The following is a 16,545-nucleotide window of genomic DNA, read 5'->3' as shown; positions in this document are numbered from 1 at the left end:
TTAACAAAAAAAACGATGATATAAACCCTCAAATACTTGTCCATGACGAGCTTCATCTCTTGCCATTTCATGGACAGTATCATGAATAGCGTCCGCATCATGTTGTTTAGCTAAAGTAGCAATACGTTTTTTGTCTGTACACGCACCAACTTCAGCTTCCATTCGTTTTTTTAGATTAGTTTTTGTATCCCAAACTACCTCTCCTAGCAATTCCGCAAACTTTGCAGCATGTTCAGCTTCTTCCCAAGCAATACGTTTGTATGCCTCTGCAATTTCTGGGAAACCTTCACGGTCAGCTTGTCGACTCATTGCTAAATACATACCTACTTCAGTACATTCTCCTGTAAAATGAGCTTTCAATCCATTCGAAATTTCACTGTTTACACCGTTGGCAATAGCTAAACGATGTTCATCTGCAAACTGAAGTACTCTTTGAGTCTCTTCCATCTTCTTCTTAAACTTACTTTGAGGCTGTCTACACTGTGGGCAAAAATCTGGAGCCTCTTCTCCCTCATGAACATAACCACAAACCACACAGATCCATTTTGTTTTCATCTTATTTGAAATTTAGCTGTTACTACATGTTAATTAACTAACCCCCATTACAAGACAAATATAAATAATATTTTTACAAAACAAGATCTTATTTTTTTTATAGCTTTTTATAAAAAGCTACTATATGATATAGTAGCCTTAACTCAAACGCTCGTGAGGTAACTAATTTTACCAAAATTTAATAGTTAAAACCAATAATAAAATGACCCTTTCAATACAAGTGCTCTTTTTTATTAAATGACTAAGAACAAGTCAGTTCAACAAATTAAACTACATACATATTTTTTCATTTATGCTTAACATAGAACTAAAAATAGGAGGGATAGCAGATATCCTAATTAATAATTCTACAATCAGTTCTTACTAGCTTTATTTTCTTTTTACATCTCTACTCTTTAATATACTCACATCCCTATTATCAAAATTTCCTATTTTATAGAAAAAATAATAGAACTATGATTACCATAAATACTGAAACTTATCAAGTACGTACCAAAACCCAAAAATGTACTTATAGTAACATTCTCATTATTTATATATATAATATAAAACAAATAGCACTTGCGTTGAAATAACGCAAGTAACTCATAATCTCATGCTAAATTTTTCCTCCACTTTTTAGTTCCAAAACTAACCATTTTTATTCATTAAAATCCTTACATATAAATAAATGCAGACTCTCATTTTATTTCACAGTTAGAAGAGGAGGACATATATCTCTCACGTTCTTTTTTTCTAATAAAAGAAATCGTCTCATCAAGACCTTCCATAAATTTATTGAAATCTTCCTGATATAGAAACAATTTTTGCTTTTCAAAATGAAAAATATTGGCTTCAGTATTTTCTATAATTTTTTTGCTTTCTGTCAACGTAAGAAACATATTCCCTCTACGAGTTTGTCTCACATCTAAATAATAAATTCGTTTGCCAGCAGGGATTACTCTGGAAAAAACAACATTTTCCATACGTATTTCATTTTTCCTCCCTTTATCAGAAATATTACTTTGCATCACTTATTCCTATAATTTGTATGAATAAATTGGCATTACAGCACCTTTATTTTTTTCAATATACTATTTGTTCTCCGAATAGCTTCTGAACTCTTTTCAAATAAGATTTTCTCTTCTACATTCAGTTCAATATTTGTTATTTCTTCGATGCCAATACGACCAATCACGGCAGGAACACCAATACAAATATCTCTTTGTTCATATTCTCCCTCTAAATAAACACACGAAGGAATTATTCTCTTATAATCCTTTATTATAGATTCTACTACATATGCCCCAGCAGCTCCCGGAGCATACCAAGCTGAAGTTCCTAATAAGCCAGTCAACGTAGCACCTCCAACCATTGTATCTATAACTACTTTATTCAAAATATCAACAGGCAATAATTTAGTAACTGGAATTCCATTATAAGTTGCTAAACGCTTCAAAGGTATCATTGTTGTGTCCCCATGTCCCCCAATAACCATTCCCTCTATTTGAGATGGATTAACTTTTAAAGCAACTTTCAAATAATATTTAAAACGAGAACTATCTAAAACTCCTCCCATACCTATCACTCTATTTTTTGGAAGGCCAGTAGATTTCAAAGTAAGATAAGTCATCGTATCCATTGGGTTAGAAATAATGACAAACACAGCATTTGGAGAATAAACTAAACATTGAGAAACAACACTTTTTACAATATTCGCATTTGTACCTATCAATTCTTCACGAGTCATACCAGGCTTACGAGGCAAACCTGAAGTAATAATGATAACATTTGACTCTGCTGTCATTTCATAATCGTTTGTTGTACCTACTACATTAGTTTCGAACCCTAATGTTTGTGCTGTTTGTGAAATATCAATCGCTTTGCCTTCAGCTACGCCTTCTTTTGTATCAAGCATAACTACCTCAGAAGCAATTTTATTAGATACAAGTACATTTGCACACGTAGCACCTACGTTCCCCGAACCAACTACAGTTACTTTTGCCATAAATTAATAAAACTGAAATCTGTCAAATCTTCCACACAAATATGTATTTAATAAAGTAAAATTTTCAACCTTTACGGATACAAAGTACGAAAATAAAATCTTCTTTCAAAAAATTTTATGAATATTAATTGAATGATCAGCAGTATAAATATACAATATTTAATTATTATATCTAATATATCTAACTAAACCCAAGATCATCATTAAATGTTTCATCCCAAATGAGTCCTTGTTTAGGAAGCTGTTCCATAAATGGATCTGGATCAAATTCCTCTACATTAAATACACCTGGCTTTCGCCAAATATTTTTTATAAATAAACTAGCTCCAATAAATGCTGAAACACCGGTGGTATAACTTATAGCTTGCATCCCCGTTTCCTTATATGCATTTTGGTGTAAACAATTATTATAAACATAATAAACTTGTTCTTTCCCCTTTTTATCCAATCCTTGTATTCGGCAACCAATACTTGTTTCACCTTTATAATTTTTTCCTAATAGACTAGGATCAGGTAATATAGCTTTCAAAAATTGGATAGGAACAATCTCTAGACCATTGTATAGAATTGGTTTTATACGCGTCATCCCTATATTTTGAATGACTTCCAAATAGGTGAGATATTTTTTTTCAAAATTCATCCAAAAACGAGCCCTCTTAAGAGTTGGAAAATGTTTTACTAATGATTCCAATTCTTCATGATAAATAATATAAGATTCTCTTTGTCCTATACTTGGGTAGTTTAACATTCTATGAATCTTATATGGTTCAGTAACAATCCATTTCCCATTTTCCCAATACTTCCCTTTTTGAGTAATTTCACGTACATTGATTTCGAAATTAAAATTTGTAGCAAACGCTTTCCCATGAGTTCCAGCATTACAATCAACAATATCCAAGTAATGGACTTCATCAAAATGATGTTTAGCTGCATAGGCCGTAAATACATTCGTTGCCCCAGGGTCAAACCCACAACCTAATATGGCAGTCAATCCAGCTTGTTTAAATTTATCTTGATAAGCCCATTGCCATTTGTATTCAAATTTAACTTCGTTTTTCGGTTCATAATTAGCAGTATCTAAATAATTCACTCCACAAGCGAGGCAAGCATCCATAATAGTCAAATCTTGATAAGGAAGAGCTGCATTAATCACCAATTCTGGCTGAAATTTTTTAAAAAGAGTTACTAATTCAGAAACATTATCAGCATCTATCTGAGATGTTTGTATTTTATAATTTTTATATTTTGCACTAATAGTATCACTAATAATTTTAACTTTTGAAAAAGTACGGCTAGCAAGCATCACTTTTTTAAAAAAATCACGATTTTGAGTTATCTTGTGTGCGATAACAGTTCCTACTCCTCCTGCTCCAATGATAAGTATATTAGACATAACGTGCTACCTAAAATCAACAACTAATTCGCACAAATATAAAGATTTTTTATATTTACATTTTTTATATTTGGCACACACATAATATTTTTTTTAAAAAAAATATTAATTTGTATAATTAATATTGCAAACATGTTACTTAACAATCAAATAGGAAAGATGATAAACATAAAAAAAGAAACAGGAACATTTACAGTGAAAACTGGGTTGGCAGAAATGCTAAAAGGTGGGGTGGTTATGGATGTTATTAATCCAGAACAAGCAAAAATTGCAGAAGAAGCAGGAGCTGTAGCAGTTATGGCATTGGAGCGTGTACCTTCTGATATTCGTTCCCAAGGAGGTGTAGCGCGTATGTCTGATCCGGAAATGATTATTAGCATTCAACAGGCGGTATCTATACCAATTATGGCAAAAGTTCGTATCGGACATATTATAGAAGCACGTATATTAGAAGCGTTAAACATCGATTTTATCGATGAAAGTGAAGTATTAACTCCCGCAGATGATACCTATCATATTTTAAAAAGTACCTTCAAAGTACCTTTTGTATGTGGAGCTCGTAATTTAGGTGAAGCATTGAGACGTATTGGTGAAGGAGCAGCAATGATACGTACTAAAGGTGAAGCTGGTACAGGTGATATAGTTGAAGCTGTCCATCATATACGAAAAGTAAATGAAGACATTCGGCGAGTAATTAGTGCTACATCAATGGAGTTGATGACAATTTCCAAAGAATTTGGGGCACCATATGAATTAATATTACAAGTAAAAAAGTTAGAACGTCTTCCTGTTGTTAATTTTGCTGCTGGAGGAATTGCTACTCCGGCAGATGCTGCTTTAATGATGGAATTAGGATGCAACGGGGTATTTGTTGGTTCAGGCATATTTAAGTCTGATAATCCTACTAAACGAGCCAAGGCTATTGTAGAAGCAGTAGCTCATTACAAAGATGCTTATCTTCTTTCTGAAATATCCAAAGGATTAGGTAATGCAATGGTTGGACAAAGCATTACTCAAATAGATAATAAAAATAGATTAGCAGAACGCGGGTGGTAAAGCAATGAAAATAGGAATTTTAGCCTTACAAGGTGCAGTAAGAGAACATTGCAAGGCTTTACATAGGTTGGGATGTGAAACAATAGAGGTATTATCTCCGCAAGATTTATCAGAAATAAATGGGTTAATTCTTCCAGGAGGAGAAAGTACGGCGATTAGTAGGCTATTGGTAAAATGTGGACTTTTATCTCCAATTATTGAGTTGGGGCGTAAAAAAATGCCAATCTTTGGAACCTGTACAGGATTAATTTTACTGTCTAAATATATTATAGGGAATGAACAACATTGTTTAGGATTGATGGACATTTATGTGAAACGAAATGCTTTTGGAAGACAATTGGCTAGTTTTGAGACAGAAATGTCAATACCAATATTAGGAAGCACCCCTTACCATACAATATTTATTCGTGCCCCATACATAGACAAAGTAGGTAAAGAAGTTCGTATATTACTAAGCTATGAAAACAAAATACTTTTCGCCGAACAAAATAATTTTCTTGCTGCTGCTTTTCATCCAGAACTCACTGAAGATACAAGAATTCACGAGTATTTTATACAAAAAATTATCAATTACCAGAGTTCCTATAAGGAATAGTTGAAAAAGTTTTGTTTACAACAATAAAGAAATTTCTTTGAAAGAATAATGACGTTCTTCTTTTGTCCTTGTTACTAAACAAAGTAGCCCTTCTTCAGTAACCAATCGTATTTTTGCTTGGAAAGTTTCGTTTTTATCTCTATAAAAATTAAATTCTTCTTTAGAATAAAGTGAATTATGATATTTCTTTGAAATCAATTTATTTCGGCCAGATTTTAGTTTTTTATACCAATATTGGATTTGATATACAATTTGCTTTAATAATATATTAGTATCTATTTCTAAACCTATTATTTCTTTCAAAGAAACTGGATTTGGGGCATTGCTTTTAAACATTTGTTGATTGACATTCAATCCAATACCAACAATAGATTTGGAAAATTTCTGATTCATCAGTTCATTTTCAATCAATATTCCAGCTAGTTTTCTTTTTTCAAAGTAAATATCATTAGGCCATTTAATTGCAACCCCTCGTTTTACATATCTATCTAATACATCTTTAATGGCAATAGAAATAACCTCGGAAAGCAGGAAACGTTGCTTAATCGATAAAAAATGAGTATATAAAAGAATACTACAAGTAATATTTTTGTTTGGTTCGGATTCCCAATAATTTCCTATTTGTCCGCGTCCAGAAGTTTGTTCTTTTGCAAAAATAATCGTCCATTCTTTCAAATGTTGTTTATTTAATAAGTCTTTAAGGAAAAGATTGGTAGAAGTAGTAGTTTTAATCTCTATAATATTCATCCATCTTACATATATATAGTTTAAACGTATCCAATACGTATTTAAACAATTCTTTAGTACTAAATCAATGAAGTATCGAATCAAATATTTTATTCATTCTTTTTTTACATTTTTATCTAGATAAACCGAATTAAAATGTTAAAAGATAAGCGTTTTACACAACGGCATTACTTACGCAATTCTATTACTCAGAACCGTTCTTTCAGAGTCGTATTTAATTAATGAAAAACCTATCATCCGGATTATATAAAAAAGAGCCGGTGTAAGCATTTTTTTTCCACTTTTAATAAAAAAATTATCGAAATGGAATTATTCAGTCTCATTCTTGATTATCACAAATTTCCACTAATATTAGATATAAAGATTTTCTATACTCATTAGTACCTAAATAATAGGTACTAATGAACCCAAAATAAAAATAAAAAAAATCCTGACATAATTAAGCTACGAAAGATTTTTTATCTAAAAATTAAAATAATGGACAAAAATTTTTAGATACTTCCTAAATATTTCTCTACATATTTTTGTTTCCATTATTATTACTTTTATTCGCAATAGATAATATCCAATATTAAAATAATTAATTATATCAATTAGTACAATTAATTATTTTTTTAACCTATTAAACTGTAATTGTTTTCATCTTTTTCCTCAAATATGTTGTTTTTTTACTAAAAATATAATCCTTCTTTATTTATACCAATATTATTTTACTCTTTATCTTTGTGATTGTATTTGTATTTATATTTTATTTCAAAAAGACTATTATGGTGCATCGGTTATCTATTTATAATACACTGACAAGAAGGAAAGAATTATTTCAATCACTATGTCTCAAACGTGTTGGACTCTATGTTTGTGGGCCAACAGTATACGGAGAAGCACATCTTGGACATGCTCGTCCAGCAATTACTTTTGATATTCTATTCCGCTATTTAACGTATTTAGGTTACAAAGTACGGTATGTTCGTAACATCACAGACGTCGGACATTTAACAACTAATTTTGATTTTGGAGAAGACAAAATAGAAAAAAAAGCTCAATTGGAAAATTTAGAACCAATGGAAGTAGTGCAATACTATCTCAATCTTTATCATAAGACAATGAATTCTTTAAATATATTACCTCCAAGTATAGAACCCCATGCCAGCGGTCATATTATTGAGCAGATACAGTTAGTAAAAGAGATTATAAGTAAAGGCTATGCTTACGAAAGTAAAGGTTCTGTTTATTTTGATGTAGAAAAATATAATAAAAAATATAATTATGGTAAATTATCTGGTAGAAATATAAAAGATATACTAAACACTACGTGTAAATTAGAATTCCAAAAAGAAAAACGTAATCCGACAGATTTTGCACTATGGAAAAAAGCTTCATCTCAACATATTATGCAATGGATAAGTCCATGGGGAAAAGGATTCCCTGGATGGCATTTAGAATGTACAGCTATGAGTAGAAAATATTTGGGTAATTTATTTGATATTCATGGTGGAGGTATAGATTTAATTTTTCCACATCATGAATGTGAGATTGCACAAAGCATAGCATCTACTGGACATGAAGGAGTAAAATATTGGATTCATAACAATATGGTTACTATTAATGGACAAAAAATGGGAAAATCGTTAGGTAATTTTATAAATTTAGAAGAATTTTTTCTTGGAAATCATCCTTTATTAACTAAATCGTATACTCCTATGACAATTCGTTTTTTTATTTTACAAGCACATTATAGAAGTATAATTAATTTTAGTAATGAAGCTCTACAAGCATCTGAAAAAGGTCTTTTCAGACTTTTGGAAGCCAATAGAAATCTTAAACAACTAACAGTGACAACTCGAACAATAAATTCTACTATCAATATCAATGAATTAAAAGAAAAAGGAATTGAAGCAATGAATGATGATTTAAATACACCAATTGTTATTTCTTATCTTTTTGAAGCCACTCGAATAATTAATTTGGCATTGGCAAAACAAATACAATTGACTGAAAAAAATATCCAACAATTAAAAGATTTTTTTCAATTATTTTTATTTAATTTGTTAGGAATTAAAGAGGAATCAAAAGACAAGAATACTTCTTATAATTCCTTTGCAGGAGCAGTAAATTTATTATTACAAATGCGAATACAAGCTAAAAAAGATAAAAATTGGATCGCTGCTGATAAAATTCGTGATGAGTTGATGGCTTTAGGATTCGAAATTAAAGATGTAAAAGACGGGTTCGAATGGAAACTAAATAAATAAAGCCAAAAAAAATTACTACATCAACAGTTAATCAAACAAATTTATGCTTAACATATTATAATTCTTAACCAATAGAATGAATGGATTCAGAAAATCTCAACAAATATAACCTAGTTTTATCCAAACTACACAATTGATAAATTGGGGTGTCAATTATTTGATTTTTTTTAAAAAAAACTTTGTTTTGTTTTTTGTAAGTTTGGGTCTAACGTAGGATAACCTGCATTTTTACAGGAAAAAACTCTCCCAATTCCATCTTTAAATCATTATTTTGTCTTTTTATCGAAATAATGAGAACTTCAATAAGATTTTTCATCTAACAATTAATTTAGATATCCAAATCTTTCAGTATGGTAGCAACTGCATTTATTTTATCTTTTATGTGACCCTATACTCTACGAAAAACAACTAAAACAATGGAAGAATTAAATTACAAACAGATATCTTTTATCTTTCTTGTAATTTTACTTTTTAAGAGACACATACTAGTATTTGTTACTAATTTTTATCCCTTGAAAAATTAAAAATTCGTATCTACCTTCTCACAAATTAAAGCATTTCTCTTCTAACAAAATCATCATTATATTTTTAGTAATTTATCCAAAATTCAAAAAAACAGACCTAAAGCGTTTATTTATTAGTAAGTTCAAACGCTTTATACTTACAAATTCGTATAAATTTATTAGCCAAATTATTTTATAATTATGTATATAACGAATTCTAAATTAGAATATCAAAACCAACAAAATTTCTTTTATATACAAGTACTTCTGAGAATTTTAATTTATACTAATATTGGAATTAGGGTATTTTTATCTTCTATATAGACCGAGTATTTATTGTTTATTTTAATAAATCTTATTCCTCTAAAAATCATTTTTACAGTTAAAATATTCTTAACTTTACTTTTTCAAAAAAAATGAGTTTTATTCAAAATCCTCAGAAAAACATTCATCCAGTGCCATATTTTAGCAGTAAACATAACAACATACACGGTTGTAAAAATTAGTTTTTTCGTTTTAGATTTTTTGGGAACCAACCCTTTTTAACACGTTTGACTTGTTGAAAAATTTCAAAGATACTCCAAAATGAAGCAAATGCCAGTATACCACATAGAGCAGATATAAAAAGATTGGATATAATAATAGATGCAATAATATTCACAATACTTACTCCTAAAAATATAGGCCAAAATTTAGTTCCACAATAGTATTCGATTTTTATTACTAGTAAATGAAACAATCCAATAATAATAAATGTAAACAATCCAAGGATAATTCCTTTAAAATGAAGAGTTACTAAAGATTCCATTCGTTATTCCTTACTTATGTTATAATCCTTGTTTTCTGCTTAGAAAACAAGGATTTCTTTTTTCGTTTCGTATTTTCTTTAATTATTTTCATTGCATCATCATAGGAGATTATTTCAGGAACATTTTTTTTTGGAATCTTGTAATTATTCTTTTTATATGCAATATATGCTCCAAAACGTCCAATTAATATTTTTAAATCATTATCCTCAGAAAAAGATTTAATAATTTTATTTGCATTTTGTATTTTTTTCTCTTTGATTAGTTTTTCAGCTTCCTCTATAGTAATACTATATGGACTATATTCTTTTGGGATAGAAGTAAATATATTGTCAAACCTAAGATATGCTCCAAAACGTCCAATTGCCGCTATTACGGTTTTATTCTCAATCATTCCTACTGTACGAGGTAACTCAAATAAAACAAGTGCTTCTTCTATAGTAATATCTTCTATAGATTGCCCTCGAATAAGTGAAGAAAATTGAGAATTTTCTTTATCTGAACCGATTTGTACAAAAGAACCAAAACGTCCAATCTTAACTGAAACAAGTTTTCCATTTTTGTCTGTACCTAATATTCGCTCCCCTACTCTACGTTCTGTTTGAATAGAGGATACTTTTTCTACTATTGGATGAAATAAATTATAGAATTTATGTAGCGGTTCTGCCCATTTAAGTTGTCCTTCTGCTATTCTGTCAAATTCTTTTTCCAAATCAGCAGTAAAATTGTATTCTAAAACAAACGAAAAGTGTTTAATAAGGAAATCGTTAACAACAATTCCAGAATCAGAAGGAATTAGTTTATTTTTGTCTGTACCTACCATTTCTATTTTTATCTGTTTAGAAATAGTTTTATTTTTCAGTGTAAGTATAATTAACGATTTTTTCTTTCCCTCTTTGTTCCCTTTAATTACATACCCTCGTTGCTGAATAGTAGAAATAATAGGAGCATAGGTAGAAGGGCGACCAATCCCTAATTTTTCCAGTTTACGAACTAAACTTGCCTCTGTATATCGAGGTGGCCGTTGAGTAAGATATTCATATGATGATACTTCAGTTAGATTTAATATTTCATTCAATTGCACAGAAGGAAGAACAGTCTTTATATTTTTATCTTCAGTACCATCGGTATATACTCTAAGAAAACCGTCAAATTTGATAATTTCACCTTGCAAATGAAATTTGTCTGTCAGATTATTACTAATACCTATGGTTACTATTGTTCTCTCCAGTTCAGCATCTTCCATTTGGGAAGCAATAGTTCTTTCCCATATTAATTGGTACAATCGTTGTTCTTGTACAGTTCCCTTAATTGTTCGAGTTCTTATATAAGTAGGACGAATAGCTTCATGTGCTTCTTGTGCTCCTTTTATCTTAGTGTGGTATTGACGACTTTTTAAATATTTACTTCCAAATTTATCGATTATTTCTTTATGAATAGCATTTAATGCCAGACAGGAAATATTTAAAGAATCGGTACGCATATAAGTAATTAATCCAGATTCATATAATTTCTGAGCAACAAACATTGTTTGTGAAACACTAAATCCTGCTTTTCGAGAAGCTTCTTGTTGTAAAGTAGAAGTAGTGAAAGGAGGAGCTGGTAATTTTGTACTTGAACACGTATTGATATTTTCTATAGTAAAAATTGCATCTTTAAGACTTTCTAAAAACGTTTTCGCCTCTTTTTCTGTTTTAAAACATCTATTTTTTACTTCTGATTGAACAATTGTTTCACCATCAGGCAAAAGAAACAATGCCCGAATACGAAAAAAAGATTCTGAAATGAAGTTATTAATTTCCCTCTCTCTTTCAACAACTAATCTTACAGCAACTGATTGAACTCTGCCTGCTGATAAAAAAGGAAGAATTTTTTTCCACAAAATAGGAGACAATTCGAACCCAACAATTCTATCTAAAACACGCCTAGCTTGCTGAGCCTCTACTAAACAAGAATTAATATCACGAGGATGTTTTATTGCATTTAAAATTGCATTTTTAGTAATTTCATTAAAAACAATTCGTTTTATTTTTTTTTCTTGCAATTCCAATGCAATATACAAATGCCATGCTATCGCTTCCCCCTCTCTGTCTTCATCTGATGCAAGCCACACAGTTTCCACTCCTTCCGTTGCTTCTTTCAACTGCTTAACTATTTCAACTTTATCTGGAGAAATAACATATTCAGGCTTAAAATCGTTATGTATATCTACACTTAATCCCTTATTTTTTAAGTCCCGAATATGTCCATAACTAGACAAAACTTGGTAGTTATTACCCAAAAAATTACTAATAGTTTTAGCTTTAGATGGAGATTCTACAATCACAAGATCTTTTTGCAATACCTTTTTCATTTTCATTCCTTCAATAAATAAGCTTGGAGAACCTTCATCATAGAATAATAAGAAGAAATTCAAAGTAGAAATTTTTCTTAATCCTTAATCATTAATTATAACCTCTCTAGCCAATTCTATTTGAATTTTAATACAAATATTCTGAATTCTCAATTTTTTATGACAAAGTTACAAGTACAATACGTAACTTTGTCACAAAAACACCTCACAATATAATTTATTCTATTACAAAATCATTCAAAGCAACAATTAAGTTGTCTCTTTCTCTATTAAATTTTCAAAAATTTATACAAATCAAAAAAATGTTTTTAAACTTTTGAATAATTAAACAAAAACGCTGCAAAATAACTACAGCGTTTTAAATAACCGAACTATTGATTCTTTCTAAGAAATAGAAATCGATTTCGTTTCTTCGGCAACATATTTTACTTTTCTAGGAATTTCGATAGCCAAAATACCATTTTCATATGACGCGACAATAGACTCCTTATCTATGTCATCAGGTAAAGTAAGCGTTTTTACGAATTGGGTATAGCCAAATTCTTTACGTAAATAACGTTCTTGCTTTTCCTCAGATTCAGTTTTTTTTTCAACCGAAATGACTAATTGATTCTCTTTACTTATGTCAACTTTAATGTCTTCCTTTACCATTCCAGGTGCAGCTAATTCTACACGAAACCCATTTTCTTTTTCCAAAATATTCAATGCTGGAGAAGTTATAGTCCGTTGACCATACATACTGTCGTTAAACCAATCGTTTAACAAAATTTCAGGTAACCATGCCTGTGCTGTTCTAATCGGTAACATTTTTTTCCCTCCTATTTTTTAGTTATACATCTTTAACTATCAAAGAGCTAGATTACAATTTTTGTTCCATTTTAAAAAAAACCTAGACTATGACTATTTGTCATAGTCTAGCAACTTTTACAAAAATTCAGAAAAAAGATTCTATTTTTACATATAAAGAACAAAACATTCTAATCATTTAAGCAATTATACAGATAGCACTATTCTATTCCGATTAAAAAATATCTAAGTATGAAAAATATCAATACCGTAAACAACTATTAAAAAATGATTGGCATAGATATATTGTTAATCATTTTTTCCTAACCTATTATTACGAATTAGTTTGAAATAAAAAAATATTTTCCAACACAATATTACTAAAATATTTTTTGCAAACAATATTATTTTATTTCACGGAATCTATTAACTAGAAAATCAAAATATTGCTTTTAAATAAATGGAAATTTGGTTTACTGATTTTATCATAGCTCAAGTCATAACAGATACAATCTTTTCAAAAAGCTATGTAATTCCAGTATTTCGATTCTACAGTTATTGTGGAATCGATGAAAAAGAGAGGAAATAATCATAAAATAGACTAAACTTAAATAAATTGACTATTTCTTAATTAAATTAAAGAGTACATTGGAGAAATTTTTAGTCCTTTATTTTGATAATTTCTAACACACCTAATTTTTTCTAAAATATTCACGTTTCAGCTTTTAATTCAAATCAGAAGACAAAAACGGTAAAAACAAATTACTATATGAAATTTATGTGATATTCGCAGAACAAATAAAAACATTCCTACAATCAAAAATTTACTATACCCAAGAATATACAACCATACAATTAATTAGAATGTTGTGTTTCTCCCATCTCCCTCACTCCTCCTCCTTCCAACAAAAGAAGACAATAGCTAATAAAAAGTAATTACAAACATACTCCTATCTAAAGAAATTAGATAATTTTCTAATAATAGTCATGTTTGAAATTTTAAAAGGAACCTCAAATTATATTTTTTTAAGCGTTTCTTTTTCTAATAAATTTCGTTGTTCGTAGGTGACACATAAAAATTCTAATTTTTATGTGTCAGAAAAGTAGTGTTTGAGTCTTACTTATTCCGAATAGAAGGCAAGCTGTACTTCAGCTTTATTATTTACTTTCTAATCTAAAATATCATTGGTATAGCCATATTTCTGGATTAAGCTTCATTTGTTCTTTCCAAAGTTCAAAATGCAAAACTGTCGAATTCTCTTTTTCTCTATCAGTATATATTTTTCCAATAATTTGCCTACTTTTTATTTTTTCTCCCTTTCTAACAAAGACTTGTTCTAGACAAGAATAAAGAGTCAAATAATTACCATGCCTAACAATAACAGACGTCTGATATCCTGGCAAAATAAAGATTCGTGTAACTATTCCATCAAAAACAGCTCTAGCTGTATTATCTTGTACCGTTTTAATATCTATTCCATTACTGTTATAAAGAATATTTTCCATATTGCTGTACTGTTGTTGTCCGAATCTACTAATAATACGGTAATTTCCTCTAATAGGAAAAGGAAGTTTTCCCTTATTTTTAGAAAAATCAGCAGATAACACCTGTTCATCCCTTGTCATTAGATAATTACCAATAGTTTCATTTTTTCTCTTAACATTAACTTTGACTGATGTTTGTTTTACAGCAGCAATCTCTTCTTTGATGATTTTTGCAATTTCTCTATCTAGTACTTTAGCTTGAATTCTCTTTCTATCTATTTCAGACTGGATTTTTTTTGTATTTTTCTTTAAATTTTTTATCTCAATTTCTTTAGTCTCTTTTTGTATCTGTAATTTTTCTTCTTCATTTCTTTTTACGTTTACTAATTTTTTTTTCCCCTTTATACTATGTTCTAAAATTCGCTTTTCAGAAAATACTGTATTATGCTTTACAATAATTTCTTCTCCTTGTGACTTTCTCCACTTACTATATTCTTTCAAGTATAATATACTATGAAAAGAATGAGCAATATTATACGCAGACAAAATAAAAAATAGTTGATCTTGGTTATTTTTTTTCTGATAAATTTTTTGAATAGCAATTGCATAACGTTCTTTTTTCAATTGAAGAATTTCTCGCAATTGAGCAATTTTTATTTCTCTCTCCTGAATTTGTTTTCCTAAAACGCCTGTTTCATTTTTTATAATTTTTACTAATTGTTCTCTCGTATCTATTTGCTTGACTATCAAATCTACCTTTTGTTGTACATTTTTAATTGATTTTTGATTCTCGCTTAAAAATTTATTTGCATTTTTTATATCAATAAAAAGCATTTTACGTTGTTTTTCCAATTCTTTAATATTATTTGCTGATTGAATAGAAATAATACAACAAAACAACAATAAAACAATAATACACTGAATCTTCATTTTTAATAATTCTTAATCAAATTAAATAGTCTATTGCAATATAATTTGTCTTTATTTGTTCAAGATTCTTTAATTTTCAGTAAAAAAGTACTAACCTAAACTTGTAAATTGAAAAAATCTCTTATTAAAGAGGGAAATCCTTAACAGGTATACTTGCATTGCGATTTGCTCTTTTATTTAGTTCAATAGCTTAAACACAATTTGTATAGTCTAAAAAAATATACACTATATCATATTTATAAACTACTTCTCTCTAAATCAGTTTTTTTATACTAAATTAAAATAGTCTTGGTAATAGGACTCCCTTGTATAAATTTATTCCCTCATGAACTTTCAACATTACATAAACAAAATACAAACGGATACATAAATGGTTTATATCTTCCTCTCATTAATTGTACATCCATAGATATTTCTTTTTAATAAATTATCAACTCTCAATTTAAATTGGTAGAAAATGTACCATAACAAGATTATTGTCTATAGCATTCCCTATCGGTTATTTACAGCAAAGCAACTGACAGCACTTGTTTACTTATTTCTAACAAATAAACAATAAAATAATTAATTGGAATTAATTCTGAATTTCTGTAATATTTTTTCTAAGAAGGATAATAAGCATAATTATTCAATACAGCAATATTTTTATTATTACATTTGAGAGTCTGTTCGTAAAAGCAAAGGATTTTTCTTTATATCCCAATTGATAATACAAATCACCTATTTGCACCAAAAAGTAAATAGAAGCAATGTATTATCTGTTGATAATTATTTTTAATTCTCTTAAATAAATATACACAGCATTTTTATCGTCTTTTTTTATAAAAAAATCCTTTACATAAGTACAATTCAGGCATATCAGGAAAGTAAACTAAGGTTTTTTTTTACAAACAGAAATAATTTCATCAAAATTTCCCTCTTGCAAAATAATATTTAATAGTTGAATCCATACTTCAAAATCTTCGAGGAAAGACTCAGTAATAATTTAAAATTGAAATTTAGCTTCCTCTTTTTTGTTTTGTAAAAGCAAAAAAACATACATACGACTTAATTCTCTATTTTTTTGAATACCATTTCATTAAAATTTCAAACAGAGT

General features: G+C 29.0%; 12 protein-coding genes. 3 read left to right on the top strand and 9 right to left on the bottom strand.

The window, feature by feature from the left end; all coding sequences use genetic code 11:
* The 4 genes from ACZ5QM_RS02435 to ACZ5QM_RS02420 all read right to left on the bottom strand — a co-directional run bounded on the left by ACZ5QM_RS02435 (nucleotide 1) and on the right by ACZ5QM_RS02420 (nucleotide 3,935).
* Entirely contained in the window at nucleotides 1-555 is a 555-nt protein-coding gene (locus ACZ5QM_RS02435) for an NADH peroxidase (RefSeq protein ID WP_464182416.1), read from the bottom strand.
* A 680-nt stretch (nucleotides 556-1,235) separates the two neighbouring features.
* Nucleotides 1,236-1,565 carry a DUF3276 family protein gene (locus ACZ5QM_RS02430; protein WP_464182415.1) on the bottom strand — a complete coding sequence of 110 codons (330 nt, stop codon included), beginning with the start codon at nucleotides 1,563-1,565 and terminating at the stop codon, nucleotides 1,236-1,238.
* Between the two features lie 35 nt (nucleotides 1,566-1,600).
* Nucleotides 1,601-2,542, bottom strand: a complete 942-nt coding sequence (locus ACZ5QM_RS02425) for a malate dehydrogenase (protein ID WP_464182414.1) — start codon at nucleotides 2,540-2,542, stop codon at nucleotides 1,601-1,603.
* Between the two features lie 181 nt (nucleotides 2,543-2,723).
* Nucleotides 2,724-3,935: a saccharopine dehydrogenase family protein gene (locus ACZ5QM_RS02420; protein ID WP_464182413.1), complete on the bottom strand. Its 1,212-nt coding sequence runs from the start codon at nucleotides 3,933-3,935 to the stop codon at nucleotides 2,724-2,726.
* A 159-nt stretch (nucleotides 3,936-4,094) separates the two neighbouring features.
* On the opposite strand from ACZ5QM_RS02420, the gene pdxS reads away from it, so the two are divergent.
* Nucleotides 4,095-4,991: a pyridoxal 5'-phosphate synthase lyase subunit PdxS gene (gene pdxS, locus ACZ5QM_RS02415; RefSeq protein WP_464182412.1), complete on the top strand. Its 897-nt coding sequence runs from the start codon at nucleotides 4,095-4,097 to the stop codon at nucleotides 4,989-4,991.
* 4 nt (nucleotides 4,992-4,995) lie between these two features.
* Complete coding sequence (pdxT, locus tag ACZ5QM_RS02410; protein ID WP_464182410.1) at nucleotides 4,996-5,586, top strand: pyridoxal 5'-phosphate synthase glutaminase subunit PdxT; 591 nt, start codon at nucleotides 4,996-4,998, stop codon at nucleotides 5,584-5,586.
* A gap of 15 nt (nucleotides 5,587-5,601) precedes the next feature.
* Here the strand turns inward: pdxT and ACZ5QM_RS02405 are convergent, their stop codons facing one another.
* The gene (locus tag ACZ5QM_RS02405; RefSeq protein ID WP_464182408.1) at nucleotides 5,602-6,333 is read right to left on the bottom strand and encodes a biotin--[acetyl-CoA-carboxylase] ligase; all 732 of its coding nucleotides are present in this window, start codon (nucleotides 6,331-6,333) and stop codon (nucleotides 5,602-5,604) included.
* Nucleotides 6,334-7,100: 767 nt separating this feature from the next.
* Between ACZ5QM_RS02405 and cysS the strand changes: the two genes are divergently transcribed.
* Nucleotides 7,101-8,585 (top strand): cysteine--tRNA ligase, encoded by a 1,485-nt coding sequence (cysS, locus tag ACZ5QM_RS02400; RefSeq protein WP_464182406.1) that lies wholly within the window; start codon nucleotides 7,101-7,103, stop codon nucleotides 8,583-8,585.
* 1,005 nt (nucleotides 8,586-9,590) lie between these two features.
* Here cysS and ACZ5QM_RS02395 read toward each other — a convergent pair.
* From ACZ5QM_RS02395 to ACZ5QM_RS02380, 4 genes are all read right to left on the bottom strand, one after another.
* Nucleotides 9,591-9,896 carry a DUF4491 family protein gene (locus tag ACZ5QM_RS02395; protein WP_464182404.1) on the bottom strand — a complete coding sequence of 102 codons (306 nt, stop codon included), beginning with the start codon at nucleotides 9,894-9,896 and terminating at the stop codon, nucleotides 9,591-9,593.
* A gap of 14 nt (nucleotides 9,897-9,910) precedes the next feature.
* Nucleotides 9,911-12,235 carry a type I DNA topoisomerase gene (topA, locus tag ACZ5QM_RS02390; RefSeq protein WP_464183326.1) on the bottom strand — a complete coding sequence of 775 codons (2,325 nt, stop codon included), beginning with the start codon at nucleotides 12,233-12,235 and terminating at the stop codon, nucleotides 9,911-9,913.
* Nucleotides 12,236-12,631: 396 nt separating this feature from the next.
* A complete protein-coding gene (locus ACZ5QM_RS02385) occupies nucleotides 12,632-13,054 on the bottom strand; it encodes an Hsp20/alpha crystallin family protein (RefSeq protein ID WP_464182403.1) in 423 nt (140 codons plus the stop codon).
* A gap of 1,161 nt (nucleotides 13,055-14,215) precedes the next feature.
* Nucleotides 14,216-15,448, bottom strand: a complete 1,233-nt coding sequence (locus ACZ5QM_RS02380) for a murein hydrolase activator EnvC family protein (RefSeq protein ID WP_464182402.1) — start codon at nucleotides 15,446-15,448, stop codon at nucleotides 14,216-14,218.
* Between the last annotated feature and the right edge of the window lie 1,097 nt (nucleotides 15,449-16,545).

This window comes from Azobacteroides sp. (SeqCode), assembly GCF_055395615.1.
The sequence above is the reverse complement of the archived record's forward strand: the minus strand, read 5'-3'. Positions and strand labels throughout refer to the sequence as shown.

Coding starts and splice junctions, on each gene's coding strand:
- ACZ5QM_RS02420 (WP_464182413.1), bottom strand. CDS start 3,935: ATGTCTAATATACTTATCATTGGAGCAGGAGGAGTAGGAACTGTTATC.
- ACZ5QM_RS02395 (WP_464182404.1), bottom strand. CDS start 9,896: ATGGAATCTTTAGTAACTCTTCATTTTAAAGGAATTATCCTTGGATTG.
- ACZ5QM_RS02380 (WP_464182402.1), bottom strand. CDS start 15,448: ATGAAGATTCAGTGTATTATTGTTTTATTGTTGTTTTGTTGTATTATT.
- ACZ5QM_RS02425 (WP_464182414.1), bottom strand. CDS start 2,542: ATGGCAAAAGTAACTGTAGTTGGTTCGGGGAACGTAGGTGCTACGTGT.
- ACZ5QM_RS02435 (WP_464182416.1), bottom strand. CDS start 555: ATGAAAACAAAATGGATCTGTGTGGTTTGTGGTTATGTTCATGAGGGA.
- pdxS (WP_464182412.1), top strand. CDS start 4,095: ATGATAAACATAAAAAAAGAAACAGGAACATTTACAGTGAAAACTGGG.
- ACZ5QM_RS02430 (WP_464182415.1), bottom strand. CDS start 1,565: ATGCAAAGTAATATTTCTGATAAAGGGAGGAAAAATGAAATACGTATG.
- ACZ5QM_RS02405 (WP_464182408.1), bottom strand. CDS start 6,333: ATGAATATTATAGAGATTAAAACTACTACTTCTACCAATCTTTTCCTT.
- cysS (WP_464182406.1), top strand. CDS start 7,101: ATGGTGCATCGGTTATCTATTTATAATACACTGACAAGAAGGAAAGAA.
- ACZ5QM_RS02385 (WP_464182403.1), bottom strand. CDS start 13,054: ATGTTACCGATTAGAACAGCACAGGCATGGTTACCTGAAATTTTGTTA.
- pdxT (WP_464182410.1), top strand. CDS start 4,996: ATGAAAATAGGAATTTTAGCCTTACAAGGTGCAGTAAGAGAACATTGC.